Source organism: Parendozoicomonas sp. 2304DJ65-17 (genome assembly GCF_058148445.1).
On record NZ_JBYVJV010000113.1, the window covers coordinates 1 to 238 of the forward strand.

At 54.6% G+C, this 238-nt stretch carries 1 protein-coding gene; it reads right to left on the minus strand.

Features of this window, described 5'->3' with window-relative positions; translation table 11 throughout:
- On the minus strand, positions 1-238 hold a 238-nt coding region (locus ACY2RR_RS24710; protein ID WP_490110855.1), incomplete at both ends, for an alcohol dehydrogenase catalytic domain-containing protein.

Sequence of the window (238 nt, forward strand, 5' to 3'; positions counted from 1 at the left end):
TTTACCCTGAGTTTCCCGTACAGAGCTGCACAGGTTGGTCTTGCCGGATTTGCAGAACTTACACTCGCCACAATCAGCGGTGTACAGCGGAATCACATGGTCGCCAACCTGAACACTGGCTACGCCTGCACCCACCTGCTCAACAATACCGCCACCTTCATGGCCGAGGATGGCAGGGAACACACCTTCAGGATCATCAACAGACAAAGTGAACGCGTCGGTATGACAGACACCGGTC